Origin of the sequence: Vreelandella neptunia, assembly GCF_000712975.1 — a bacterium.
Classification (GTDB): domain Bacteria; phylum Pseudomonadota; class Gammaproteobacteria; order Pseudomonadales; family Halomonadaceae; genus Vreelandella; species Vreelandella qaidamensis.
On sequence record NZ_JHQL01000003.1, the window covers coordinates 825,048 to 848,010 of the forward strand.

The window sequence follows — 22,963 nt, forward strand, 5'->3', positions numbered from 1 at the left end:
ACGAAAGCCGCTACGCATCACGATGGCTTACCAACAAGCTGAGCCTCTTTCACAATCTTACGCAGAGATAGCTCACCAATTGGCATATCTTGTTGATCAACCACTGTTAACCTATCGCAATGATCACGCAGCATCATAGAAAGCGCTTGGCGCAATGAAAAATCGGCGGGAATGCGTGACTGAGCGGGCAAAGACTGTCCAAGCGATGACATATGATCTTTCACACGGGTTAATGCTGCCTGCTTTAAACCACGCTCCAACCCTCCTAGTAAGGACTCCACAAACGGGTCGACAGGGGTTTGAAGCAGTTCCAGCGGCGTCCCCTGCTGAACAATACGGCCTTCACGCATCACGACGAGATGATCAGCAAGCTTTAGCGCTTCATCCATATCGTGAGTTACGAACAGCACCGTTTTATGTAGCCGCGCCTGCAGCTTTGCCAGCTCATCTTGAAGCTTTTCTCTGGTAATGGGGTCTAGCGCCCCAAAAGGCTCATCCATCAACAAAATATCGGGATCTGCCGCCAATGCACGGGCAACGCCAACGCGTTGCGCCTGTCCACCAGAGAGCTGGTGAGGGTACTTATGGGCAAATTCGTGCGTGGGGAGGCCTAATAAACGCATGAGCTCTTCGACACGGGCATTGACATCAGCGGCCGACCATTTAAGTAAACGCGGCACCAGCCCAATATTACGAGCTACGTTCCAATGGGGAAATAGGCCGGTACTCTGGATCACATAACCAATACGACGACGAAGCTTAACCGGGTCATAATGCTCTATTGATTGGCCGTCGATGATAATGTCGCCGCTAGTATGCTCAATCAAGCGATTGAGCATACGTAGCGTTGTTGATTTTCCGCAGCCAGATGTTCCTACCAGCGCACAGAACTTTCCTTTCGCGACGTGTAAGGATATATCGTCAACCGCTGTGTCTTCTCCAAAGTGCTTTGACACATGGGAAAGTTCTATCATTCATGTTCTCCAGGGCGTAGCGCGTCGGCTAATGCCCCTAAACTAGCATCTACAATAAGAGCCATCACTAAAATAGGTAGTGCACCTAACAGCACCATATCCATGGCCGCTTGACCCAACCCTTGAAAGATAAACGTACCTAGTCCACCTGCCCCTATCAACGCGGCAACGGCAGTTAATCCAATCGCTTGCACGGCCGTAATCCGCACGCCTTCTAGCAGTATTGGCAGCGCCAGCGGAAACCTCACCTGCCAGAAGCGCTGACGGGCACGCATCCCCATCGCCTTTGCTGCCTCTAGAACGTCAGGATCTACCTCATCAAGCGCAATATAGGTATTACGCACCATAGGCAATAAGCTGTAGGCAATTAGCGCAATTAGCGCGGGGGTAGTGCCAATACCACTGACGCCTAATTGTGCTAAAAAAGGCACGTTGGCGGCTAACCAGGCAAGGGGGGCTAGCAATAAACCAAACAAGGCTAAGCTCGGAATTGTTTGCAGGAAATTTAGCAGGCCAAAAGCTGTTCGTTGCAGCCCTTGGTAGCGTCGCATAAGCATAGCGAGAACTAAGCCTATCACCACACTAACGCTAACCGCCGTACCGACCAGCAACACATGTTGCAGCATGGCATCATAAAACTGCTGGTCTCGCGCCTGAAATTCCTGCACTAGGGCTAATCTATCAAGCCATAACACCGCACAAACCAGCCATGCGCCCGCTACGCTGCCCAGCAATAAGGTGGTCCAAAGACGCGACAACCCCAAGCGTAGGCGTAGCTCCACCAAGCACAACAAAAGCAAAAAAAGCACGACCCAATAGGCACCACCAATACCTAAACGCGCTTGCGGCATAGCCGGATCAATCAGCCAGTGACCTGCCACCATAAGCCCAAACGGCATCAATAGCAGGGTAAGGATGACAATGCATAACTGAGCGTAGTAGTGAAGACGACTTGGCCTAATAGCCAAGCCGCCCATAGCGATAAATAGCAAGGAGACAAGCAGCGCGCCGGGCCACCCAACCGCGGGCACTAGTCCATAAGAGGTACCCGCTACAATTCTATTGGGCGCGATACTAACAAGACTTAATAGCCAAGAAGCACCTAACATAGCAGCACTTAAACATATCAGTACTGAATTTAAATGCCCATACTGACGGGATGGCAATGGCAAGGCGTCTATCTGTGACATTCATTAGTCATCCAGGCTATCAAGATAGTCGCTTGCGACTTGATCAGGAGAGAAACCATTCACCGCTACATCAGCGTTCAACGTTTGCAACGTCTCAAGGTCAAGCGTTGCAAATACGTCATTGAGTAGCGTCTCAATCTCAGGGTAGGCATCCAGCACCTCGGCACGCACCACTGGCGACGGCTGATATACCGGCTGAACACCCTGACTATCTTCTAAAACAACTAGCCCCAGAGCACTCAAGCCACCATCGGTTCCATAGGTCATGGCACCATTAACACCGCTCGTTTGTTGGGCAGCAGCACGCATAGTCGCCGCCGTGTTACCTCCGGAGAGCACGAGTAATTGGTCATCGCTAAGCTCGAAACCGTAGGCATCCTGGAATGCAGGTAATGCCTGAGCAGACTCTACAAATTCTGCACTCGCCGCGAATTTAAATTCACCGCCTTTATTAACGTAGTTGGCAAGGTCATCAAGAGTCGTTAAGTCGTTAGCGTTAGCCACGTCTTCACGAACACTCATCGCCCACGTGTTATTAGCACTGGCAGGCTTTAGCCATACTAACCCTCGCTCTGCGTCACGCTCCCGCACAGTCTGATAAGCATCATCAGCGTTATTCCAAACTGGGCTATCGGTCATATCAAAAAAGAAAGCACCGTTACCAGTATACTCAGGATAAAGGTCAATCTCTCCAGCCTCAAGCGCACTTCGCACAACACTGGTGCCACCTAGCTGTAGGCGGTCTTCCGTATCCACGCCACCTCGTTCCAGCGTTTGAATAATCAGCTCACCCAGCACGGCACCTTCAGTGTCGATTTTAGAAGACACGACAACAGGGTCTCTTGCATAAGCGGTTGAGACAGCAAAGGCGAATAAGCAAGTGACAATGGTCGGTTTTAAAATAAAGCGCATAGTGGTCATCCTATTATTTAGCGTCTTGAAAGTATCATCTTAGTATAAGAGCCAATAACGCTGACGTCAGACGCCCTATTAACGGCGCCTAACGTCTACGGTGCTTTATTTGATGATACTCGTCTTGAATAACACGCTTAACATTGATAACGCTTAAGGCGCTTCAATTACCCACGTTGTTCCCTCACGGGAATCTTTCAAAATAATGCCCATGCCCGCTAACTCGTCACGAATAGCATCTGCTTGAGCAAAGTCTTTGCTTACTTTCGCTTCCTTGCGCTGCGCTATCTTAGCTTCAATGTCAGCGTCGCTCAGCGCCACCTGCTGCTGCGCTCCCTTTAAAAAGGTTTGCGGAACCTGCTGCAAAAGCCCCAATACACTTGCCAAGCGCTTTAACTCAACCGCTAAACCCTGTGCTTTCTCGGGCGATTCACTCTTGGCACGATTAAGCTCCCGAGCCAAGTCGAATAATACCGCTAACGCCTCAGGCGTATTGAAGTCATCGTCCATTGCCGTTGCGAAACGTTCGGCATATCCACCACTGTCGCTGCTTAGCCCATTAAACGCCTCGACACCTTCAAGAGCGGTATAAAAACGTGTCAGTGATTTACGAGCCTCATGGAGAGAATCGACTGAATAGTTAATGGGGCTGCGGTAGTGGCTAGCGACCAGCAAGTAGCGCACCACTTCCGGATCATGCTCAGCAAGTACATCACGGATGGTAAAAAAGTTACCCAGCGACTTTGACATTTTTTCCTGGTTAACCCGCACAGCCCCAGCATGCATCCAGGTGTTAACGTAGGTTTTACCAGTCGCGGCCTCTGATTGGGCAATTTCGTTTTCGTGATGTGGAAATGTAAGGTCAGGCCCACCTCCATGAATATCGAAAGTATCGCCTAAGCAGCACGTCGACATAGCCGAGCACTCAATGTGCCACCCTGGTCGGCCATCGCCCCAGGGGGAGTGCCAGTGAGCTTCGCCCGGTTTTGCGGCTTTCCAAAGCACAAAATCGAGCGGGTCTTCTTTATGAACATCAACCTCAACCCGGGCACCCGAGCGCATATCATCCAGTTGGCGATTATTCAATTTGCCGTAATCAGCGAACTTGCGAACGCGGTAATACACATCACCATTACTCGCGGCATAGGCAAAGCCTTTTTCAATCAGCGTCTCAATCATGGCAATGATATCGTCGATATGCCCCGTCGCCCTTGGCTCATGGCTTGGCGGCAATACATTAAGACGTGCTTCGTCTTCATGCATCGCCTGGATCATACGCTCGGTAAGCTCACTAATGGATTCGCCATTTTCCTCGGCCCGCTTGAGGATTTTATCGTCGATATCAGTGATGTTACGCACATAAGTAACATCATAGCCACGATGACGCAGGTAGCGAGTTATCACATCAAAAGCCACCATCACCCGCGCGTGGCCAAGGTGACAGTAGTCATACACCGTCATGCCGCAGACATACATGCTGACTTTACCCGCCACTAGCGGAGTAAACGGTTCTTTGCGACGTGTCAGCGTATTATAAATGTGCATATGACGATTCCTTAGCCCTTCTGTTTGATTTTCGCCCAGCTATCTTTCAACCCAACGGTACGATTAAACACTAGTTGCCCTGGCTTAGACGCATGACGGTCAGCACAGAAATAGCCCACCCGCTCAAACTGAAAACGGTCTTCTGGAGCAGCATTCGCTAAGCTTGGCTCACCAATAGCGTGGCACACCGTCAAAGAGTCTGGATTTAAGTGTTCAAGGAAGTCGACATCTTTATCACGGTCCGGCTGTTCAACCGTGAATAAATTGTCATACAGGCGCACTTCCATCGGTACACCATGGGCTGCACTCACCCAGTGAATCACGCCTTTCACTTTACGGCCTTCCGGATTTTTGCCCAGAGTATCGAAATCAACTGAACAGTGCAGCTCTGTTACATCTCCGGCTTCGTTCTTAACAACGTCATCACAGCGAATCACATAGCTGTTACGCAGGCGAACTTCTTTGCCGGGCGCTAAACGAAAGAACTTTTTGGGTGCGTCTTCCATAAAGTCGTCTTGGTCAATGTACAGCTCGCGACTAAATGGCACTTTACGCACAGCCATATCTTCACGTGCGGGGTGACCAGGCACGTCATATACTTCTTCATGATCTTCAGGGACGTTAGTCAGAACCACCTTAAGGGGGTTCAATACGCACATTGCCCGCGGCGCATTGTCCTCAAGATCTGAGCGAATCGCATGGGTTAGCATGGCAATATCCACCAAGCCACCATCGGCGCGAGTAACGCCAATCATCTCACAGAACTTGCGAATAGATGCTGGGGTATAACCGCGACGACGCATACCTGAAATGGTTGGCATACGCGGGTCGTCCCAGCCATCGACGATCTGTTCATCAACCAGCAGCTTTAACTTACGCTTCGACGTGAGGGTGTAATCCAAATTAAGTCGAGCAAACTCGATTTGGCGCGGCTTAGCGGGGACTGGCAAGTTATTCAAAAACCACTCGTAAAGCGGACGGTGGTCTTCAAACTCCAGCGTACAAATGGAGTGCGTTATGCCTTCAATGGCATCCGACTGGCCGTGGGTAAAATCATACGACGGGTATATTTTCCACTTATCGCCTGTTTGATGGTGGCTTGCGTGGCGAATACGATAAAGGATCGGGTCGCGAAGATTGATATTGGGCGACGCCATATCAATTTTAGCCCGAAGCACTTTTTCACCTTCACCAAACTCACCGTTACGCATGCGCTCAAGCAAGTCTAGATTTTCATCTACACTACGCTCGCGGTAGGGGCTTGGCTTACCTGGTGCCGTAAGCGTGCCGCGGTATTCACGAATTTCATCCGGTGAAAGATCATCAACATAGGCTTTATCTTCGCGGATCAGGTGCTGTGCCCAGGCATAAAGCTGGTCAAAGTAATCTGACGCAAAACGCACAGGTCCTGCCCATTGAAAGCCTAACCAGCTAACGTCTTCCTTAATCGCGTCGATATATGCCTGCTCTTCCTTCGCTGGGTTGGTATCATCGAAGCGTAGATGACAGTCACCCCCTAGCTGTTCCGCCAACCCGAAGTTCAAACAGATCGATTTTGCATGTCCAATATGCAAAAAACCGTTGGGTTCAGGGGGAAAGCGCGTCACAATTTTGGTGACCTGGCCGCCCTCTATCTCGTCGCGTACTTGGTTGCGAATGAAGTTCGGCGCTGGGGTGGTCTCGTTGGTCATGGTGGTGTTGATAACCTCATGGTGGATGGCGTACTAGGCAACCAATGCCTACGCTATTAGGGTTTGCGCTTCGCGGTGCCAAGCAAAACCGCTATTATAACGTGACGCCGATGCACAGCGCCAAGGCGAACGCCTTTATTGAACAGGAATTTATTTATGATCGTATTACAGACCAACCACGGTGACATCACTATTGCGCTTAATCACGAGAAAGCGCCGATAACTGCCGCTAACTTTGAGCAATATGTCCGTGATGGTTTTTATGATGGCACTCTGTTTCATCGTGTTATCGATGGTTTCATGGTGCAAGGCGGCGGTTTCGATCAAGAGTTCAACCAAAAGCCAACACGGGACCCAATCGAAAACGAAGCCGACAATGGATTACAAAACACCGTTGGCACACTTGCGATGGCGCGCACCCAAGATCCTCACTCTGCTACCGCGCAATTTTTTATCAATGTTGGCAACAATAGCTTCTTGAACCATAGCGGTAAAAGCCTTCAAGGTTGGGGCTACGCAGTGTTTGGAGAAGTTGTCGAGGGTATGGACGTCGTAGACGCCATTCGTGGTGTCAGCACTACCCGACGCGGCATGCACGCCGACGTACCTGCTGACGATGTCATCATTGAGCGCGCTTACGTAAAAGAAACCGACTAATTTTAGGAATCCTATGCGCACTCTGCTGATAGCTGACATGCATCTAAGCAGTGATACCCCTGAGATTAATCAGGGGTTTTATCGCTACTTAGAGCACACCGCTACAGGGTCTGATGCTCTGTATCTATTAGGCGACTTATTTGACGCCTGGATCGGAGATGATCTTCTTGATACACCACACCCTCTTGGCGACGTTGCCTGGGAAGTGGTCAAGCGGTTACGCAAATTGAGCAGTAACGGAACCGCCGTTTACTTCTTACACGGCAACCGAGACTTTCTGATTGGCGAGCGCTTCATCCATGAGTGCCAAGCCTCCCTGCTACCCGAAAGCCAAACGGTGGAACTCCAGGGCGTGCCAGCCGTTATTCTACACGGCGATAGCCTTTGCACTAGAGATGAAGCCTATATGGCATTCCGCCAACAATCGAGAGACCCTCAGTGGCAAGCGCAAATCTTATCGTTGCCTCTTGATCAGAGGTTAGAACTTGCTAAGAGTCTCCGTATGCAGTCAGGCGATGCTAACGCAAGCAAAGCAGAGGCGATCATGGATGTAACGCCTGAAGAAGTAGTGACACTGATGTCGCACGCCGGTGTCACCACTATGATTCATGGCCACACTCACCGGCCTAAGGTACATGATTTAACGGTCGAAGATGTGCCGGCAAAACGATTTGTACTTGGTGACTGGGATGATCAGCACGGCTGGGATATTGTAGTTGAGCGCACCGCAGACCATGACCCCATGCCTGTTTTACGCCAATTCACCTTAGATAACCCACCTTAATTGCTAACATTTGCAACATCATCAAAAAAGCCGACCAAAAAAAGATGGCCGGCTTTTTTATCGTGCTGATATAGCTTTAATTAACGTTCAATTTCCGCATCACTAAGCAGATCGTCAACCAAGCCCTGGATAACAGACTGGGCACGAAGCTGTTCAGCCATTTGCGCGACAAAAGAGGTAAGCTGCTCGTCAACGTCACCCACCGAGACGCTATCAAGCGCTATGATCGCGACACTTTCTGGCAGTGACACTGAGCGATAAACGCTACCACCCTCGGGGCGAGGCATTCGAAATACCTCCTGCACCAATGTTTGGGGAAGCACACTGTTAGATTGGCGTGAGATATTGTTAGCCTCAAGCCATTCAATGTTATTGGCTTCACCTGATGTTAATGCTGCAATCATACGAGCTGCTTCTTGCTCAAGCGCTTCTTGACGCTGTTGAGCAGCAACCGCGTTAGCGACTTCATCACGCACATCATCTAGTGCCAGCTGTGTTGTTTCACGATGCTCTGCAACACGCAGCACAAGACGACGATCATCATCAAGCTCGATTACTTCGCTGTTGTAGCCTTCCTCTAGCACGTCATCACTAAAGGCTTCATCAAGTACGCCCGGTTCAGAAAGTACCCCTTCGCCCTCGCCACGTGCCAACCAGTCGGTTTTGTTCAGCGTTAGACCAAGATCATCTGCCACACTCTGTAGGTCATCTGCGGCAAAACTCTCATCAATTAATCGCTGCACTTTTTGATTAAATTCATCACTGACATCACGCAGTGCAACATCTTGCTGAAGTGCTTCACGCTGCTCCTCAAAAGGTGGCGCTGAAAGCTCAGTTACCTGGAGAATATGAAATGCACCATCCATCTCTACCAGCTGAGATGTCTCTCCCTCATCAAGAGCAAAAGCAGCTTCATCAAAAGCATCGCCAAAGAAACCGCGGCTAATAACGCCTAAGTCACCCCCCTCTTCGGCACTTGCCGTATCATCTGAGTAACGCAATGCGGTATCGGCAAACGATTCACCGTTGTTCAACGCATTTAATGCTTCGTTAGCTTCTGCTTGCGCTTCTTCACGGCTACGCTCATCACCAAACGTCACCATGATATGAGAAACACGCCGATCAGCATTGCGATTCTGTTCACGCCACGCATCGCGCAACTTTTCCTCATCAATGTCAACGCCCTCCGCCATGGCTTGGCGGTCAACTAACACATACTCAACGCGCACCTGTTCAGGTCGTTCGAAACGTGCTTGATTGACATCGAAATATTCCTGCATTTGCGCATCAGTAACCTCTACGTCAACACTTACATCATCAGCATCTAATAAAACATACCGAAAGCTACGCTGCTGACGTTGTAACTCAGCTAAACGCTCCTGCTCGCTTTCCAGGCTGAAGTCGCTAAACGCAAGGCCTTGTTGTAAATGTTGGCGTTTGATGTCAGCACGCAGCTCTTCCCGAAACGCCACTGGGGTATACCCTGCGCCGGCGAGACGGTTGCGAAATATCTCAGATGAAAAACGACCATCTTGATCATGGAACTCTGGCAAACCAACAATCATTTGATCTAGTTGGGCATCGGAGACGAACACACCACCGTCTTCAGCATACTGCGTTAGCAGTTGCTGAGTTATCAACTGGTCAAGGACATCATTGCGAAGCGCCCGTTCTTGCTCTGGTGGTACCTGTCCAGAGCGAAGTGCACGTTGCACTTCAAGCTCAATTTGCTGGCGCATGATTGGCTCGCCATTAACGCTCGCCACTTGATTAGGATCGTCGCCAAAAACACTAAACAGCGACTCCACACCAAAAAGTGCCATGGCAGCAACCATAACACCAATAATTATTTTGGCACCCCAGCTTCTGGAGCCATCTCGAATACTTTGCAGCATGCTAGCCTCAGATCATCACAGCCATCTATCGCCCCAACTATCGGGCCAGAAAAAAACATGGGCGCATCGCGGATGCGATGCGCCCATTAGCTTACAGCAAACGCGAGCCAATTAGTTGACGGCGTCTTTCAGCGCTTTACCGGCTTTAAAGCTAGGTACTTTCGCAGCGCTAATTTCAATCGGCTGACCAGTCTGCGGGTTACGACCAGTACGTGCAGCACGCTCTTTAATAGCGAAAGTGCCAAAGCCTACCAGTGAAACACTTTCGCCCTTTTTGAGGCTATCGGTGACAGACTCCACCATGGCATCCAATGCGCGGGTTGCCACTGCTTTGGGAATATCAGCAGACGCGGCAATAGCTTCAATCAGCTCAGACTTATTCACACTTCACCCCTTGACTATTTCAAAAAAATGGCTCTGAACGGCACTGCCACCGTAAGATATAACTTCAAAGCATGGCTGCGATTTATAGCAATGCATTGAAACACCTGTCAAGCGACAGAGCCGTGAAATGCCCAAAACTCAATGTCTTGGACAAACTTATTAATTAATGTCAAAAACTCAACGGAGCATTAACGCTTAATGGGTACTTGCTACAGTGGTTGAACCAAAAGCTGCGTCAGAACTTTTTAACGCAGAACTCTCATCAACCGGATCATTATGCAAGGCTACCGCTAGTACCTCATCTATCCACTGCACTGGGCGAATATCAAGGGCCCCTTTGATATTTTCTGGCACTTCCTTAAGATCTCGACGATTTTCCTCGGGGATCAAGACTATCTTTATACCACCGCGACGAGCTGCCAGCAATTTCTCCTTCAGCCCCCCAATAGGCATCACTTCACCACGCAGGTTAACTTCTCCAGTCATCGCCACATCACAGCGTACAGGGCGTTGAGTGTAGGCAGAAACAATAGCGGTTACCATGGCAACGCCTGCACTAGGGCCATCTTTTGGCGTGGCTCCTTCTGGCACATGAATATGCAAGTCTTCGTTCTCAAATCTCTGAGGGTCAATCCCATACTCTTTCGCACGGGCCTTAACGACCGTTTGCGCCGCACTCACTGACTCTTTCATAACATCGCCCAGCGAGCCGGTTTTGTTAATACGCCCCTTACCAGGTGTCACAACAGATTCGATATTCAGTAATTCGCCGCCAACTGATGTCCATGCTAGCCCCGTCACGCGACCAACTTGATCTTCCTGTTCAGCCAACCCGTAGCTATAACGACGTACGCCCGCATAGGCTTCAATATCTTCAGCTGCTAGTACCTGCTGTGCCTGTAGTTGGCTACCCTGCTTACCACCAGTTGTCTGCTCGGCTTCTAGACGTTCACGCAGCACTTTACGGCATACTTTAGCGATCTGACGCTCTAGCTCTCGCACCCCAGCTTCACGGGTGTAATAACGCACTAGTTCTAACAATGCGTCGTCGTTAAGTGCCAGCTCTTCCGTCTTTAGGCCATTCGCTTCCTGCTGCTTCGGCAACAAATATCGTCTCGCGATTGCTAGCTTTTCATCTTCTGTGTAACCCGGCAAACGAATTATTTCCATGCGATCCAAAAGCGGGCCTGGAATATTCATCGAGTTAGCAGTACAGATGAATAGGGTTTCAGACAAGTCGTAGTCCAATTCCAGATAGTGATCACTGAAGCTATTATTTTGCTCTGGATCAAGCACTTCTAGCAGCGCTGAGGCAGGATCACCACGATGATCCATCCCTAGCTTATCGACTTCATCCAGTAAGAAAAGCGGGTTTTTAACACCAGCACGGCTCATCCGCTGCATTAACTTACCCGGCAATGAGCCAATGTAGGTGCGGCGGTGACCACGAATCTCAGACTCGTCACGAACACCGCCTAACGCCAAACGAACATACTTACGATTTGTTGCCCGAGCGATAGATTGTCCAAGAGAGGTTTTCCCCACCCCTGGCGGCCCTACCAAACATAATACAGGCCCTTTCATCTTACGAACACGCTTCTGTACAGCAAGATATTCAAGAATACGTGCTTTTACTTCTTCTAAACCGTAGTGATCCTGATCGAGCACTTCCTGTGCTTTCACTAGGTCGTGCTTTACACGTGTGCGCTTCTTCCACGGGACCGCAATTAGCCAGTCAAGATAGGAGCGAACAACCGTTGCTTCGGCAGAATTAGCAGCCATCATCTTGAGCTTATTAAGCTCCTGGGTCGCTTTATCAGCTGCCTCTTTAGGCATTCCAGAAGCGGCAATGGCCTGCTCGTATTTTTCAGCTTCATTTGGCACATTTTCCAGCTCACCCATTTCTTTCTGGATGGCCTTCATCTGCTCATTGAGATAATACTCGCGCTGGGTCTTTTCCATCTGCTCTTTTACGCGTGAGCGGATGCGCTTTTCAACCTGCAACAAATCAATTTCTGATTCAATAAGTGCCATTAAGTGCTCGATACGGTCGCGGACACGATCCATTTCAAGCAGCTCTTGCTTATCACCTATCTTTAACGACAGGTGTGCGCAAATGGTGTCCACCAAGCGGCTTGGATCTTCAATTCCAGAAAGCGAATTGAGAACCTCGTTAGGCACTTTTTTGGACAGTTTGACGTATTGCTCAAATTGATTGAGCAATACGCGTACTAACGCTTCTTGCTCACGACTAGTCAATGGCTGACTCTCACGCGGCACTAGATGTGCCTGGGTGTAACCAGCTTCGTTTTCTTCAATCTTCATGACATCGGCGCGAAAATTACCTTCTATCAGCACTTTCACCGTGCCATCGGGTAATTTTAGCAACTGCATGATATCAGCCACGGTGCCCATGGCATAAAGATCAGCATTGTCAGGCTCGTCCTGTGAGGCCTCGCGCTGAGCTACCAGCAGCACACGTTTGTCGGCATCCATCGCTGCTTCCAATGCTTGGATGGATTTCTCGCGACCAACAAAAAGTGGAATAACCATTTGCGGATACACAACGACATCCCGCAAAGGCAACAGGGGTAGACATTGTGTCTGATCGGCGTTCTGCTGCATCGCAGACGTTCCTCAAAATCGGATGAGTACTTGAAAGGGTACTTAATCAAGTACCTCACAGTATGAAAAGCATGGCGCTGGGCAACTAGGCAGAAACTTTACGAGTAACAGATGAATAACGAGGGGCCGCCTAGGCGACCCCTTTGTTTGGCGCAAGCGAGCAAGACTAGGCCATCGTAAATGCTTAACCACTAGCCATCGGTGCCATCAACACGTGTTTCTTCCTGCTTTGAATAAATCAGCAACGGTTCGCTTTCACCAGCAATCACTGAACTATCAATTACCACTTTGCTAACACCTTCAAGCGAAGGAATTTCATACATGGTATCTAGCAGAACGGACTCAAGGATAGAACGCAGCCCTCGCGCACCGGTCTTACGCTCCATCGCTTTGATAGCCACTGCACGCAGCGCATCATCTCTAAACTCCAGCGTCACATCTTCCATTTCGAAGAGCTTAGCGTATTGCTTAACCAGTGAGTTCTTTGGCTCAGTTAAGATTTGTACCAGTGCATCTTCTGTTAGCTCGGTGAGTGTTGCAATCACTGGCAAACGGCCAACAAATTCAGGTATTAACCCAAACTTCACCAAGTCGTCTGGTTCTACATCAGCCAGCAGCTCACCAACGCCACGCGAGGACTCTTTGCTCTTCACGCTGGCATTAAAGCCAATGCCACCTTTCTCAGCCCGATCACGGATAACTTTATCAAGTCCCGCGAAAGCCCCCCCCACAATAAACAGAATGTTGGCCGTATTGACCTGAACAAACTCTTGCTGGGGATGTTTACGACCACCTTGGGGCGGCACAGAGGCGGTTGTCCCTTCAATCAACTTGAGCAGCGCCTGTTGAACGCCCTCACCCGACACATCACGCGTGATGGAAGGGTTATCGGATTTGCGTGAAATCTTATCAATTTCATCGATATAGACAATGCCACGCTCAGCCTTCTCAACGTCGTAATCACACTTTTGCAGAAGCTTTTGGATGATATTTTCAACATCTTCACCCACGTAACCCGCTTCTGTCAGCGTGGTGGCATCGGCAATGGTAAAAGGTACATTAAGTAGCCGTGCCATGGTTTCCGCTAGCAGCGTTTTACCACTACCTGTAGGACCAATAAGCAGAATATTTGATTTACCTAACTCTACATCGCCTTCGCGCACTTCTGACTTGAGACGTTTGTAGTGGTTATAAACCGCCACAGAAAGCACCATTTTGGCGCGATCCTGTCCGATGACGTAGTCGTCTAACGTATGACGTATTTCGCGCGGCGTAGGTAAACGCTCTTCATCGCTCTCGGCATCGGCTTCGAGAACTTCTTCGCGAATGATGTCATTACATAAGTCGACACACTCATCGCAGATATACACGGACGGGCCTGCAATTAGCTTGCGCACTTCGTTTTGGTTTTTACCACAAAACGAGCAGTATAAAAGCTTGCCACCTTCGTCCTTGCCTTTGCCGTCGGCCATTCGCGTACCTCTATCACTGCGGCGGCTTACGCCGCCGGAAAAGCTCGTTAGAAAAGCAGAATCCTATCACGCTATCAGGATGTAGGCCGCTTATCCAGCACTGCGTCAATCAAGCCATATTCTTGGGCTTTCGTGGCGCTCATAAAGTTGTCACGGTCAGTATCCCGAGCAACGGTATCAAGATCTTGGCCAGTGTGGTGCGCTAAAATTTGATTCAACTTTTCACGAATACCTAGAATTTCACGGGTGTGAATTTCAATATCAGACGCTTGACCTTGATAGCCACCCAACGGCTGATGAATCATTACACGGGAATTAGGTAAGCAGTAACGTTTACCCGCAGCACCCGCTGTTAACAACAACGCACCCATGCTAGCCGCTTGGCCAATACATACCGTTGATACATCCGGCTTAATAAACTGCATGGTGTCATAAATAGACATACCAGCCGTAACCGATCCACCAGGCGAATTGATGTAAAGATGGATATCTTTATCAGGATTTTCTGACTCAAGAAATAGCAGCTGCGCCACCACTAAATTTGCCATGTAATCTTCAACTGGTCCTACCAGGAAAATAACACGCTCTTTTAGAAGCCGTGAGTAGATGTCGTAGGCTCTTTCCCCTTTGGCGCTCTGCTCAACCACCATGGGCACTAAACCGCCGGCGTTTTGAATATCAAACTCACTCATTCGTGATTCCTTGCGTCCGGTAAGGGAAAGCGCACCCGATGAAAGGGTGCGCCACTCGATGAAGTTAGGCGCTAGCTTGCTCGCTTTCTTCAACATCTTCATCTTGCTCGGCTTGTTGCTGAGCTGCTGCCAATGCCTGTTGATAGGACATTTCAACGTCTTTAACGTTCGTCTGCTCTAATAGCTTATCAACTGCTTTCTCTTCCAGAATGGCAGACTTCACTTGAGTTTTGAGTTGCTCATTACTCATGTAGTACTCAACCACCTCGGAAGGATCCTGGTACTGCTCTGCCAGCTCTTCAACTTTAGCTTTAATCGCGTCATCGTCAGCGTCCAACTCATTCGCTTTGATAACCTCAGCCAACAACAAGCCTACCTGAACACGGCCTTTCGCTTGCGCTTCGAACAATTCATTTGGCAGTTGACTAACGTCAAAGTCTTCACCCAAACCAAACTGCTGCGCTGCTTGGCGTTTCATGCCATCAGTTTCCTGCTGAACAAGCGCACTAGGCACAGGGATATCATTCGCTTTTTTCAGTGCATCTAGCACTTGCTGCTTAACACGGTTATCAACCGCTTGAGCAGCTTCGCGCGTCATGTTCTTTTTGATTTCAGCACGGAACTTGTCTTCATCACCATCTTCAACGCCAAAGCGAGCAATAAACTCAGCGTCTACGGCCGGCAGCGTTTGGCTGCTGACTTTATGAACAGTAACTTTAAAAGTCGCCTCTTGGCCTGCAAGATGCTCCGCCTGATAATCGTCAGGGAACGTAACAGTTATCGTTTTCTCATCACCTGCTTTCGCACCGATTAACTGCTCTTCAAAGCCTGGAATGAAGCTGTTAGAGCCAATCACCAGAGCATGGCCTTCTGCACTTCCACCTTCGAACGGCTCATCGCCCAGGAAGCCCTGGAAATCGATAGTGACCTGATCGCCATCAGCGGCAGCAGCGTCTACTTCTTCCCAGGCAGCGTTTTGCTTACGCAGTGTGTCGATCATTTCATCAACATCACTATCGCTGACAGTTACTACTGGGCGCTCAACCTCAGTCCCTTCGATAGAAGCAAGCTCGACCTGCGGATAAATTTCCATTACCGCTACAAACTCTAAATCTTTACCAGTTTGATTTACTTTTGGCTCAATCTGGGGGAAACCGGCAGGATTAAGGCCTTCCTCTGTGATGGCGCGCACATAGCGCTCACGCATCACTTCACCTACCACTTCGTTGCGCACGCTGTCGCCATAGCGCTGACGAACTACAGCCATCGGCACTCGGCCCTGGCGAAAACCATTCAAGCGAACGTTTTTCGCGGTGTCTTTCAAGCGAGCGCTGACGGCCTCGTCGATTTCGGCGGCCGGCACCTGAATAGTGATACGGCGTTCGATCTGGGAGGTCGTCTCGACGGAAACTTGCATGAATTGTCCTCTAGCGGCTGGGCGTTATGTTGATTGCGTAAAATAAGTTCAAGGGGGCAATTTTAAGAACCCTAGCGCATCGTGGCAAGCGCCATACTCGCAAGATGGGGGCACAACCCACAAATACAAGAGTAATTACTAGCAAAACGGCCGTTTTAGGCCGTTTTTTTGGTTGCAAGGCAACCAAAACCCTTTCGAAACGTTAAAGATAGCGTTGTAGCCTAATTAGCTAACCCAACGCAATGGTCTTTACTCGTGTTTTCCCCACCATAGGGAAATGGCATGAAATAGTAGCCCGCACGTCGCTGCGTGCGAAATAAATACTTGCCAACTAATCCAATCAGTGAACAAAGCATGCCATGCCCCCATCACGAGGGCACCCATTAGCAACATCAACGCTAAACGCTGACATAACTTAGGTAACTCTTTTCGTGCACTAACAGAGAGCATTTTCCACTGAACAGCAGCGGCCCCTAGTACAATAGCGAGTGCGATAAGCAGCAGTGTTTGGCGTGTTTCATGCCCTTCTACCATGTAGCGTGGTATAGCTGCCAACATTACGATGCAAAGTCCGATGGCAACACTTATACGTTCCGGAGAATAAGGGACCCGCTGCATTATTAGGCAACCTTTAGCTGCTGAGCCACTATCCACTCTTCCACCCATGGAACAGCGGCGTCATCTGCCATGAAGGTTTCCATTGCATCGACTTCAAGACGATCTCCTAGACGCGTGGCACCGTGCTCTTCTAATAGAGCATCTAGTGCCCTTCCCGCTCCACAGAAAGTTTCTCCATACGAGCTATCGCCCAACGCAATCAAGCCGTAGCGTAACGATGCGAGTGAAGGACTTTTTTCCTGCAAACCACGCACAAAGGAAACAAAATTACCTGGAAAATCGCCACTCCCCGTTGTCGATACGCAAAAAAGCGTGAGATCTGCAGAATGAGTCAAGTCATTGATGGTTGGCTGTTCTGAAATATCAACTTTGTAGCCCGCTTGTTCAAACAACGGTTTTACTTGCTCTGCGACATCTAACGCACCACCGTACATAGTACCGACTAAGATTGTTAGCGTTGGCATGCTCGTACTCCTCTGTAAAAGTGTCGCACTACACGTCGTTCAGTCGACAAATACCCGATTAATTTGGTCAAATATTAACACGACTTGTAAAGACGGCACACGCCTCCCCAGGTGGGATCATTAATTTTGCACAGGAAATGTTATGCAACAACTTTTTGAGGCATGGATCACACCCATTATGGTTGGTGGTCTAATCGTATTTATGTGTTTTATTATTTGGGATTTAGCGAAAAAATCGAACGCTGGAAAATTCGGCACCATCATGCTTTTTGTTGTTTTGGGAGCTGGCATGCTGGGCTACGTTATTAAGGTGGTGATTACCTGGCTGATCGAAGGGCGTGGCGTTTAGCCAACAGATGAAAAAGGAGTGCCGTTCGGCACTCCTTTTTACTTACTTAACCAATCAATAGCTACTTGTAGCGTTCTACCTGTTGCTTCAGTTTTTGGCCGGGACGGAAAGTAACGACGCGGCGGGCAGAAATTGGAATTTCCTCACCTGTCTTGGGGTTACGCCCTGGTCTTTCGCGCTTATCACGCAAGTCGAAGTTTCCGAAACCCGACAGCTTAACTTGCTCATTTTCGCGTAAGCAGGCACGAATCTCTTCAAAAAAAGCCTCAACCATGGCTTTTGCTTTTCGCTTCGACAGCGCAAGCTCAGTGTGTAAATGTTCTGCTAGCTCTGCTTTGGTCAACGCACCCATAAGGCCCCCTCCATGTAGCAAACGCATTGCCAAGAACGTGATAAGCGTCGCGTTATGGCGCTATTTAGTTATTCGCAAGAACTGATCCCAAACATCACCTACCGTCCTGGCTACAACGGCTATGCTCGTAGCTCGGCGCCTAGTTCAGATCGTACTTGCGCTATGATGGAATCTACCAACAGGTTGATTTCATCATCATTTAGCGTGCGCGATGCATGCTGCCACGTCAAGCCCAACGCAATACTCTTGTCACCATCGGCCACGCCCTTACCAGCATAGACATCAAACAGTCTAATGTCTTTTAAGTAATCGCCCGCTTGTGCTTTTGCACAATCAAGCAGTGCCTGAACTGGTGTTTCTGCCTTGACGGTGAAAGCCAAGTCGCGACGAACCTCTGGATAGCGAGACAGTGGCTCAAACGCTGGAATGGCGCCCTCACTGAGTGCATCTAGGCGAACTTCGAACATAACAGCATCAACCTTCAGTCCCAACTTAGCTCGCACCTGAGGATGTAACGCACCAATCCAACCAGCAGGCTTACCATTGTGCAACAGCTTAGCCGTTTGCCCAGGATGTAGCGAAGGGTGCTCATCTGGCTCAAAGCGCCAAGCATCAAACGCGCCACCAAGCGCTAATAGACTTTCTAAATCCCCTTTTAGGTCATAAAAGTCGACCTGAGCCTTAGCCCCGCTCCAGCCTTCTGGCTCACGACTCCCACACACCAGGGCTCCCATCATGGGCACCTGCGTCAGGTTGTCTAAATGACCATTAAATACTAAACCGGTTTCAAACAATCTGACACGGGTCTGCTGGCGGTTAAGATTATGTTCAAGCGCACGCACCAAGCCCGGGAACAGGCTAGCGCGCATCACTGACAAATCTGACGAAATCGGGTTTGCCAACACTGGCGATACCGCGTCTGGCAGCAGCGCCGTCTGTAGGTCAGGCGCAACGAAACTATAGGTTATCGCCTCCTGAAAACCACGCGCCACCATCTGATTACGCAATTGAGCCTGTGTCAGCATTGCTTCGTTAGCGGGACGTAGCGCTAAACGCGCTGCGGGGCGCCGGACAGGCAGATTATTATAGCCATGAATCCGGGCAATCTCTTCAATGAGATCTTCTTCAATTGCCAAATCAAAGCGCCAACTTGGTGCTGTAACGGACCAGCCATCTCCCTGTTTATCAACCGCTAGCCCTAAACGCTGAAGAATGTCAGTTACATCTTCAGCTGGCAGCCGCTTTGAAAGCGCACTTTCTAGACGTGCTTCGCGCAGTACGATGTTGCGTGGCGCTGGCAAGTATTCACTACTAGATGACTCAACAACGGGCCCTGCCTGGCCGCCACATATCTCCATCAAAAGCTTGGTGGCTCGCTCAATTGCCACTCTGGCAAGTGCCGGGTCAACGCCACGCTCAAACCGGTGAGATGCATCCGTATGAAGACCATATGAACGCGCTTGCCCTGCGATAGCCAACGGCGTGAAATAGGCAGACTCCAAGAAAATCGTGTCTGTTTTCTCGTTTACACCTGAGTTCTCACCCCCCATGACACCAGCCATTGCTAGCGGGCCATTATCGTCTGCAATAACCAGCGTCTCCGACCTCAGCGCTACTTCTTGCCCATCCAGCAAAGTCAAACGCTCATCCTTGCCCGCCAACCGAACGGTGATACCGCCATGAAGGTTATCGCGGTCGAATGCATGCAGCGGCTGACCAAGCTCCAGCATCACATAGTTAGTGACATCAACCACAGGATCAATAGATCGAACACCACTGCGACGTAAACGTTCTACCATCCACAACGGGGTTTCGGCACTAACATCAACGTCTTTAATAATACGCCCCAAGTAGCGCGGGCACTGTTCTGGCGCCTCAATACGCACTGAAAAAGTATCACTGATACTAGCATCAACAGTGGCCATTTCAGGCCCACTTACCGGAAGACGATTGAGCACACCCACTTCTCGGGCTAGCCCCTTAATACTGAGGCAATCACCACGGTTCGGCGTGAGATCAACTTCAATAGTCATATCATCGAGTTGCATGTACTCACGAAAATTTACGCCTACCGGCGCGGAGGCAGGTAGCACAAAAATACCTGGTGACACCTCCTCCGCCAAACCTAACTCAGAGGCGGAGCAAATCATTCCGCGAGACTCTACGCCACGCAATTTGGCTTTCTTGATCTTGAAGTCGCCAGGTAACACACCACCCACTTGAGCAAATGGAATTTTTTGGCCCACATCAACGTTGGGAGCGCCGCACACCACCTGCACAGGTTCACCCGTACCATCATTAACGGTACAGACGTTGAGTTTATCCGCGTCTGGATGCTTCGCCTTGGTCAATACCTCTGCGACCACTACCCCGCTAAATGGGGATGCAACGGCCTCAATGCCATCAACCTCAAGGCCTGCCATGGTGATCTGATCGGCGATTGCCTGTGTATCAAGCTGCGGTGCCACCCAATCACGCAGCCACTGTTCTGAAAATTTCATAAGGGTTCCCGTCGTTGGCAGCGGTCTTAGGTAAATTGGCGAAGAAAACGCAGATCGTTCTCAAAGAACAAACGCAGGTCGTTAACACCGTAGCGCAACATTGCAAGCCGCTCGGCACCCATTCCAAATGCAAACCCTGTGTAGCGCTCAGCATCAATACCTGAGTGCCGAAATACCTCGGGATGCACCATGCCACAGCCCATCACTTCCAACCAGCCGCTATGCGAGCAAACACGACAGCCATCACCGCTACACATCACGCACTGAATATCGACCTCTGCAGAAGGTTCAGTGAATGGAAAGTAAGAGGGACGGAAGCGCACTGAAAGATCATTGCGTTCAAAAAAAGCTTGGAGGAAATCTTCAATCGTGCCTTTAAGATCTGCAAAACTCACACCTTCATCAACCAACAGACCCTCCACTTGATGGAACATTGGCGTATGGGTGAGATCTGAATCGCTGCGGTAGACGCGACCGGGGCAGACAATGCGAATTGGCGGCTCGCTACTCTTCATCGTACGCACTTGAACTGGCGACGTATGGGTACGCAACAGGCGGGTAGCATCGAAATAGAAGGTATCGGCCATACCGCGCGCCGGGTGATGGGCAGGTATATTTAGCGCCTCAAAATTGTGATAATCATCTTCAATTTCTGGCCCTACCGCCACATCGTAGCCAATCCTGGTAAATAAGCCCTCAATGCGCTCAAGCGTGCGGGTAACAGGGTGCAGACCACCACTCTCTTGACCACGACCGGGTAGCGTTACATCAATTCTCTCTGCCGCCAAGCGAGCGTTGAGTGCTTGGCTTTCAAGCTGTTGACGCTTTGTATCAATTTCAGTAGCCAGGGTCTGTTTTGCCTGATTAATTTGCTCACCGGCGGCAGGACGCTCTTCTGCTGATAGCTTTCCTAAGCCTTTCAACAAGGCCGTCACTTCGCCTTTTTTACCTAAGTAACGTACGCGCAACTCATCTAGGGCAGAGACACTTTGCGCTGCCTGAATCGCATCGCGGGCCTCTGTGACCAGAGTAGGAAGATGGTCCATCCGATTCACTCCGAATTAAGCGGTTTCCATCTCTAAAGATGGCTGGCATGTTGAAGGTGACAAAAAAACAGGGGAAGAGCGGCTGCTCTTCCCCTGCATGGGTCACACTAAAATGACCTCAGACACATCACACTGATTTAGCTCAGCGTTATATGCTTTATTGGGCAGCCTTGGCTTTTTCCACGATAGCTGCAAACGCAGCTTTTTCGTGTACTGCCAGGTCGGCCAATACTTTACGGTCAATTTCAATACCGGCTTTCTTCAGACCGCCAACAAAGCGGCTGTAAGACATGCCATTGATACGCGCGCCAGCGTTAATACGCTGAATCCACAAAGCGCGGAATTGACGCTTGCGGTTGCGACGGTCACGGTAAGCATACTGACCGGCTTTGATAACAGCCTGTTTGGCTACGCGGAAAACACGCGAACGGGCACCGTAGTAACCTTTGGCCTGCTTCAATACTTTTTTATGGCGACGACGGGCAACTACGCCACGCTTAACACGGGTCATAACACACTCCTGACTTTATGACTGAGGCTAAATGCTCTCAGATAAGAAAATTCGACCTTACAGATTCGGCAGCATGCGCTGGATCAGCGCTTTATCAGAAGCATGAATCTGTTTCATGCCACGCAGCTGACGCTTACGCTTGGTCGACTTCTTGGTCAAGATGTGGCTACGGAAAGACTGCTTGTGCTTGAAGCCATTCGCGGTCTTTTTGAAGCGCTTGGCAGCGCCGCTGTTGCTTTTGATTTTCGGCATGAGAAAACTCCGCTCGATGTTTTTTAGAAAACCCAGGGCCGATCAGCGCTTTCGCGCTGATCCGTTAACTTCGCCGTTGGATCACTTCTTTTTCGGGGCAATAATCATGATCATCTGGCGGCCTTCCATTTTGGGGAAAGACTCAACCGCTCCGATCTCTTCCAGGTCTGCCGCGATCCTTTCCATTAGCTTACGGCCAATGTCTTGATGCGCCATTTCACGACCACGGAAGCGCAATGTGACTTTGCCCTTATCACCACCTTCTAGAAAGCGTGTCAGGTTTTTAAGCTTGACCTGATAATCGCCTTCATCGGTGCCAGGACGAAACTTAACTTCCTTAACCTGGATTTGCTTTTGCTTTTTCTTTTGAGCCGCTTTTTGTTTCTTCGTCTCAAAAACAAATTTGCCATAATCCATGATCTTACACACGATCGGATCGGCATTCGAAATTTGTACGAGGTCTAAACCGGCAGCTTCGGCACGCTCAAGTGCTTCGGTGGTGGGCACAACACCCAACTGCTCACCTTCAGCATCGATTAAACGTACTTCTTCTTCGATAATTCTCTCGTTCATTGGTGGGCGTTTGTCTTGTGGACGCCCGCGCTGATTGCTTCGCTTGATTGCTCCGTCTC

The 22,963-nt window shown here is 49.8% G+C and carries 22 protein-coding genes; 3 read left to right on the forward strand and 19 right to left on the reverse strand.

Annotated elements, in window-relative coordinates; translation table 11 throughout:
* Positions 1-17 precede the first annotated feature (17 nt).
* From CR46_RS0111885 to CR46_RS0111905, 5 genes are all read right to left on the reverse strand, one after another.
* On the reverse strand, positions 18-974 hold the full coding sequence (locus CR46_RS0111885; protein ID WP_030073132.1) for an ABC transporter ATP-binding protein: 957 nt from the start codon (positions 972-974) through the stop codon (positions 18-20).
* Positions 971-2,164: an ABC transporter permease gene (locus tag CR46_RS0111890; RefSeq protein ID WP_030073134.1), complete on the reverse strand. Its 1,194-nt coding sequence runs from the start codon at positions 2,162-2,164 to the stop codon at positions 971-973. Before CR46_RS0111890 ends, CR46_RS0111885 begins: the two co-directional genes overlap by 4 nt.
* Positions 2,165-2,167: 3 nt before the next feature.
* A complete protein-coding gene (gene osmF / locus CR46_RS0111895; protein WP_030073136.1) occupies positions 2,168-3,076 on the reverse strand; it encodes a glycine betaine ABC transporter substrate-binding protein OsmF in 909 nt (302 codons plus the stop codon).
* 153 nt (positions 3,077-3,229) lie between these two features.
* Positions 3,230-4,621 (reverse strand): cysteine--tRNA ligase, encoded by a 1,392-nt coding sequence (gene cysS / locus CR46_RS0111900; RefSeq protein ID WP_030073138.1) that lies wholly within the window; start codon positions 4,619-4,621, stop codon positions 3,230-3,232.
* Positions 4,622-4,632: 11 nt separating this feature from the next.
* Complete coding sequence (locus CR46_RS0111905; protein WP_030073140.1) at positions 4,633-6,312, reverse strand: glutamine--tRNA ligase/YqeY domain fusion protein; 1,680 nt, start codon at positions 6,310-6,312, stop codon at positions 4,633-4,635.
* 156 nt (positions 6,313-6,468) lie between these two features.
* Between CR46_RS0111905 and CR46_RS0111915 the strand changes: the two genes are divergently transcribed.
* A complete protein-coding gene (locus CR46_RS0111915; protein ID WP_030073142.1) occupies positions 6,469-6,969 on the forward strand; it encodes a peptidylprolyl isomerase in 501 nt (166 codons plus the stop codon).
* Positions 6,970-6,982: 13 nt separating this feature from the next.
* Complete coding sequence (locus CR46_RS0111920) at positions 6,983-7,753, forward strand: UDP-2,3-diacylglucosamine diphosphatase (protein WP_030073144.1); 771 nt, start codon at positions 6,983-6,985, stop codon at positions 7,751-7,753.
* An 80-nt stretch (positions 7,754-7,833) separates the two neighbouring features.
* On the opposite strand, the gene CR46_RS0111925 is transcribed toward CR46_RS0111920, so the two are convergent.
* From CR46_RS0111925 to CR46_RS0111960, 8 genes are all read right to left on the reverse strand, one after another.
* Entirely contained in the window at positions 7,834-9,648 is a 1,815-nt protein-coding gene (locus tag CR46_RS0111925) for a SurA N-terminal domain-containing protein (RefSeq protein ID WP_030073147.1), read from the reverse strand.
* Between the two features lie 111 nt (positions 9,649-9,759).
* On the reverse strand, positions 9,760-10,032 hold the full coding sequence (locus CR46_RS0111930; RefSeq protein WP_030073150.1) for an HU family DNA-binding protein: 273 nt from the start codon (positions 10,030-10,032) through the stop codon (positions 9,760-9,762).
* A 195-nt stretch (positions 10,033-10,227) separates the two neighbouring features.
* On the reverse strand, positions 10,228-12,657 hold the full coding sequence (gene lon, locus CR46_RS0111935) for an endopeptidase La (RefSeq protein WP_030073152.1): 2,430 nt from the start codon (positions 12,655-12,657) through the stop codon (positions 10,228-10,230).
* Between the two features lie 191 nt (positions 12,658-12,848).
* Positions 12,849-14,129: an ATP-dependent Clp protease ATP-binding subunit ClpX gene (clpX, locus tag CR46_RS0111940; protein WP_030073153.1), complete on the reverse strand. Its 1,281-nt coding sequence runs from the start codon at positions 14,127-14,129 to the stop codon at positions 12,849-12,851.
* Positions 14,130-14,203: 74 nt separating this feature from the next.
* The gene (gene clpP, locus CR46_RS0111945; RefSeq protein WP_030073154.1) at positions 14,204-14,821 is read right to left on the reverse strand and encodes an ATP-dependent Clp endopeptidase proteolytic subunit ClpP; all 618 of its coding nucleotides are present in this window, start codon (positions 14,819-14,821) and stop codon (positions 14,204-14,206) included.
* A gap of 64 nt (positions 14,822-14,885) precedes the next feature.
* Complete coding sequence (gene tig / locus CR46_RS0111950; RefSeq protein WP_030073156.1) at positions 14,886-16,238, reverse strand: trigger factor; 1,353 nt, start codon at positions 16,236-16,238, stop codon at positions 14,886-14,888.
* A gap of 249 nt (positions 16,239-16,487) precedes the next feature.
* Positions 16,488-16,856 carry a hypothetical protein gene (locus CR46_RS0111955; protein WP_030073158.1) on the reverse strand — a complete coding sequence of 123 codons (369 nt, stop codon included), beginning with the start codon at positions 16,854-16,856 and terminating at the stop codon, positions 16,488-16,490.
* Positions 16,857-16,858: 2 nt separating this feature from the next.
* A complete protein-coding gene (locus CR46_RS0111960) occupies positions 16,859-17,320 on the reverse strand; it encodes a flavodoxin domain-containing protein (protein ID WP_030073160.1) in 462 nt (153 codons plus the stop codon).
* Positions 17,321-17,462: 142 nt separating this feature from the next.
* On the opposite strand from CR46_RS0111960, the gene CR46_RS0111965 reads away from it, so the two are divergent.
* Positions 17,463-17,669 carry a DUF2788 domain-containing protein gene (locus tag CR46_RS0111965; RefSeq protein WP_030073162.1) on the forward strand — a complete coding sequence of 69 codons (207 nt, stop codon included), beginning with the start codon at positions 17,463-17,465 and terminating at the stop codon, positions 17,667-17,669.
* Between the two features lie 61 nt (positions 17,670-17,730).
* On the opposite strand, the gene CR46_RS0111970 is transcribed toward CR46_RS0111965, so the two are convergent.
* From CR46_RS0111970 to infC, 6 genes are all read right to left on the reverse strand, one after another.
* Complete coding sequence (locus CR46_RS0111970; protein ID WP_030073163.1) at positions 17,731-18,021, reverse strand: integration host factor subunit alpha; 291 nt, start codon at positions 18,019-18,021, stop codon at positions 17,731-17,733.
* A 119-nt stretch (positions 18,022-18,140) separates the two neighbouring features.
* The gene (pheT, locus tag CR46_RS0111975; RefSeq protein WP_030073165.1) at positions 18,141-20,522 is read right to left on the reverse strand and encodes a phenylalanine--tRNA ligase subunit beta; all 2,382 of its coding nucleotides are present in this window, start codon (positions 20,520-20,522) and stop codon (positions 18,141-18,143) included.
* A 26-nt stretch (positions 20,523-20,548) separates the two neighbouring features.
* Positions 20,549-21,568, reverse strand: coding sequence for a phenylalanine--tRNA ligase subunit alpha (pheS, locus tag CR46_RS0111980; RefSeq protein WP_030073168.1), 1,020 nt, complete (start codon positions 21,566-21,568; stop codon positions 20,549-20,551).
* Between the two features lie 157 nt (positions 21,569-21,725).
* Entirely contained in the window at positions 21,726-22,079 is a 354-nt protein-coding gene (gene rplT, locus CR46_RS0111985; protein WP_009097607.1) for a 50S ribosomal protein L20, read from the reverse strand.
* Between the two features lie 57 nt (positions 22,080-22,136).
* Positions 22,137-22,331 carry a 50S ribosomal protein L35 gene (rpmI, locus tag CR46_RS18175; RefSeq protein WP_009724291.1) on the reverse strand — a complete coding sequence of 65 codons (195 nt, stop codon included), beginning with the start codon at positions 22,329-22,331 and terminating at the stop codon, positions 22,137-22,139.
* A gap of 81 nt (positions 22,332-22,412) precedes the next feature.
* Complete coding sequence (gene infC, locus CR46_RS0111995) at positions 22,413-22,952, reverse strand: translation initiation factor IF-3 (RefSeq protein WP_084180457.1); 540 nt, start codon at positions 22,950-22,952, stop codon at positions 22,413-22,415.
* Positions 22,953-22,963: the final 11 nt, after the last annotated feature.

Excerpts from the sequence above, each read along its gene's own strand:
- CR46_RS0111905 (WP_030073140.1), bottom strand. The coding sequence starts at position 6,312 with ATGACCAACGAGACCACCCCAGCGCCGAACTTCATTCGCAACCAAGTA.
- CR46_RS0111970 (WP_030073163.1), bottom strand. The coding sequence starts at position 18,021 with ATGGGTGCGTTGACCAAAGCAGAGCTAGCAGAACATTTACACACTGAG.
- CR46_RS0111925 (WP_030073147.1), bottom strand. The coding sequence starts at position 9,648 with ATGCTGCAAAGTATTCGAGATGGCTCCAGAAGCTGGGGTGCCAAAATA.
- CR46_RS0111960 (WP_030073160.1), bottom strand. The coding sequence starts at position 17,320 with ATGCCAACGCTAACAATCTTAGTCGGTACTATGTACGGTGGTGCGTTA.
- rpmI (WP_009724291.1), bottom strand. The coding sequence starts at position 22,331 with ATGCCGAAAATCAAAAGCAACAGCGGCGCTGCCAAGCGCTTCAAAAAG.
- tig (WP_030073156.1), bottom strand. The coding sequence starts at position 16,238 with ATGCAAGTTTCCGTCGAGACGACCTCCCAGATCGAACGCCGTATCACT.
- lon (WP_030073152.1), bottom strand. The coding sequence starts at position 12,657 with ATGCAGCAGAACGCCGATCAGACACAATGTCTACCCCTGTTGCCTTTG.
- clpX (WP_030073153.1), bottom strand. The coding sequence starts at position 14,129 with ATGGCCGACGGCAAAGGCAAGGACGAAGGTGGCAAGCTTTTATACTGC.
- osmF (WP_030073136.1), bottom strand. The coding sequence starts at position 3,076 with ATGCGCTTTATTTTAAAACCGACCATTGTCACTTGCTTATTCGCCTTT.
- cysS (WP_030073138.1), bottom strand. The coding sequence starts at position 4,621 with ATGCACATTTATAATACGCTGACACGTCGCAAAGAACCGTTTACTCCG.
- CR46_RS0111885 (WP_030073132.1), bottom strand. The coding sequence starts at position 974 with ATGATAGAACTTTCCCATGTGTCAAAGCACTTTGGAGAAGACACAGCG.
- rplT (WP_009097607.1), bottom strand. The coding sequence starts at position 22,079 with ATGACCCGTGTTAAGCGTGGCGTAGTTGCCCGTCGTCGCCATAAAAAA.
- CR46_RS0111965 (WP_030073162.1), top strand. The coding sequence starts at position 17,463 with ATGCAACAACTTTTTGAGGCATGGATCACACCCATTATGGTTGGTGGT.
- clpP (WP_030073154.1), bottom strand. The coding sequence starts at position 14,821 with ATGAGTGAGTTTGATATTCAAAACGCCGGCGGTTTAGTGCCCATGGTG.
- pheS (WP_030073168.1), bottom strand. The coding sequence starts at position 21,568 with ATGGACCATCTTCCTACTCTGGTCACAGAGGCCCGCGATGCGATTCAG.
- CR46_RS0111890 (WP_030073134.1), bottom strand. The coding sequence starts at position 2,164 with ATGTCACAGATAGACGCCTTGCCATTGCCATCCCGTCAGTATGGGCAT.
- CR46_RS0111915 (WP_030073142.1), top strand. The coding sequence starts at position 6,469 with ATGATCGTATTACAGACCAACCACGGTGACATCACTATTGCGCTTAAT.
- CR46_RS0111955 (WP_030073158.1), bottom strand. The coding sequence starts at position 16,856 with ATGCAGCGGGTCCCTTATTCTCCGGAACGTATAAGTGTTGCCATCGGA.
- CR46_RS0111920 (WP_030073144.1), top strand. The coding sequence starts at position 6,983 with ATGCGCACTCTGCTGATAGCTGACATGCATCTAAGCAGTGATACCCCT.
- pheT (WP_030073165.1), bottom strand. The coding sequence starts at position 20,522 with ATGAAATTTTCAGAACAGTGGCTGCGTGATTGGGTGGCACCGCAGCTT.